This window comes from Desertihabitans aurantiacus (assembly GCF_003344635.1).
Lineage (GTDB): Bacteria > Actinomycetota > Actinomycetes > Propionibacteriales > Propionibacteriaceae > Desertihabitans > Desertihabitans aurantiacus.
Map to the genome: position 1 here is coordinate 1 of NZ_QPKK01000423.1, position 2,080 is coordinate 2,080.

1 protein-coding gene and 1 pseudogene are annotated in these 2,080 nt (G+C 74.2%); one reads left to right on the forward strand and one right to left on the reverse strand.

All coding sequences use genetic code 11. The annotated features are described in order from the left end of the window. The coding region (locus DVA66_RS19760; RefSeq protein ID WP_114561508.1) for an MFS transporter at positions 1–1,036 on the forward strand (1,036 nt) is incomplete at its 5' end. Positions 1,037–1,065: 29 nt separating this feature from the next. On the opposite strand, the pseudogene DVA66_RS19765 reads toward DVA66_RS19760, so the two are convergent. Further along, a pseudogene (locus DVA66_RS19765) lies at positions 1,066–2,080 on the reverse strand (AAA family ATPase); the annotation flags it as partial.

A 2,080-nucleotide genomic window follows, 5' to 3' on the forward strand; every position in this document is an offset into this window, starting at 1 on the left:
CGCCCGCTCCCGCGGCAGGGCGCTGGGGTGGTGGACCGCCGCCGGCGCGGGTGGAGGGGCCAGCGGCTGGGTGCTGGGTGGGCTGGTCACCGAGCTGGCCGGCTGGCGCTGGGTGTTCGCCGTCAACGTCCCGATCGGTCTGGTGGCCCTGCTGCTGGCCCGCGCGGCGCTCCCGGTCCCGTCGCGAGAGCCGGGGAGCCGCTCCACCAGGGGCCGGCTCGACCTGCGCGGGTCGGTGCTGCTCACCACCGGTATCGCACTGGCCTGCCTGGGCTGCACCCTGCTGGGCGAGCACGTCACCGGCGTCGGGGGCTGGGTCGTCGCGGCGGCGGCGGTCGTCGTCCTCGTCCTCGCGGTGGGGCACGAGCGGCGGGTCGCCGACCCGCTCGTCTCGGGACGGCTGCTGCGCACCCCCGGCGTCGTGGTCGGCAACCTGACCGCCGCCACCCTCACCGGCTCCACGACGCCGGCGATGCTGACCGCCGTCCTCTACGTCCAGCAGACCACCGGGCTGTCCCCGGCGCGCGGGTCGCTGCTCTTCCCGGCCTTCAACCTCGCCGTGATCGGCGGCTCGCTGCTGGGACCGGTGCTGCTGGCGCGGGCGGGGGTGCGGCTGGTGCTGCTGACCGGGTCGGTCGCGGTCGTCGGCGGTACGGCGCTGCTGCTCCTGCTGCCGGCCCAGGGCGTGCCGGTCGTCCTGCTGCTGGCGGCCTTCGCCGTGTCCGGGGCCGGGCTGGGGGCCGCGTCGGTCGCCTCGACCACCGCGGGGACGACCTCGGTCGGGGAGGCCGACCGCGGCGTCGCGGCCGGACTGCTGAACTCCTCGGCCCAGCTGGGTCAGGCGCTCGGGCTCGCCGCCGTCTCGCCGCTGGTCGCCTCGGCGGCGCCCATGACCGGCTACCGTCTGGGCTTCGTCGCCGCGGCCCTGGTCGGGGTGGCGGGTGCGGTGATCGCGTCCGGGTACGGGCGCCGGCCCGCCGCCGACCAGCGGCCCGGGGACCGGCCCCACCTCACCTCCGTGGGCCGGGAGGAGTGAGCGCACACCCCGGCGGGATGGTGCCGGGGTCAGCCCAGGCTGCGCCGCGGGGTGGCCGGCCCGCGCATCTGGCTGAGCCCGGCGACCGGCTCGATCGACCGCGCCACCTCGGCGGCCAGCGCCAGCGCGGCCCGTCGGGTGCCGTCGGCGAGCTTGCCGTAGTCGATCACGCCGCCCTCGGCGATGTGCGGGTCGGTCGGGATCTCCACGATCGGGTAGCTGCCGAAGAACTGGGCCCCGCTGACCCGGACGCTCTGCTGGCTGTCCATCGGCCCGTTGGTGGCGACCACGACCGTCCGGTTGAGCAGGTCGGAGTTGAGCTCCTGCAGGGTCTCCAGCATCCGCGCGGCGGGGATCAGGGAGTCCTTGCGCCACTTGGTCGGCACCACCAGGCAGTCGGCCTCCTCGGCCGCGGCCTGCCAGTTGGGGGAGGCCTCGTTGTTGCCGGTGTCGACGATGATCACCTGGAAGAAGCGGGCCAGGATGTTGTGGATCGTCTCGAAGTCCTCACGGCTGATCACGTGCCCGGAGGTCTGGGCCGAGCCGAGGGTGTGGAACTTCCCCGACGTCTGGTGGTTGAAGTAGTAGGACAGGTCGGTGAACTGGGCGGTCGGCTTGGACAGGTAGTCCGCCTCGGCCAGCATGTCGCGGACCGTCCGTCGGTGCGGGGAGAGCGAGCGGTCCGGCATGGTGCCGCGCAGCTCGTTGTTGTCCCAGGCGATCACGCCGCCACCGCGGGTGACGCCCATCGCGGCGGCCAGCATCAGGGTGGTCGGGGTCTTGCCGACACCACCCTTCGGGTTGGCCACCATGATCGTCACCGGCCGCGAGAACGGCATCCGCACCGACTCGTCGTCGCGCATCTCGGCCAGCTCGCGCTGGGAGGGTTTGAGCCCCAGCCGGGCCCGCCAGCCCTTGCGGGACTTCTGCGCGGTCTCGGGGTTGAGCTGCTGGATGAGGTCGTTGACCCCGTAGCGCGACGGGTTCTGCCCGCGATCGTCACTGCGTGAGGGCTGCGGCACCCGCACGCCGTCGATCGAGGCC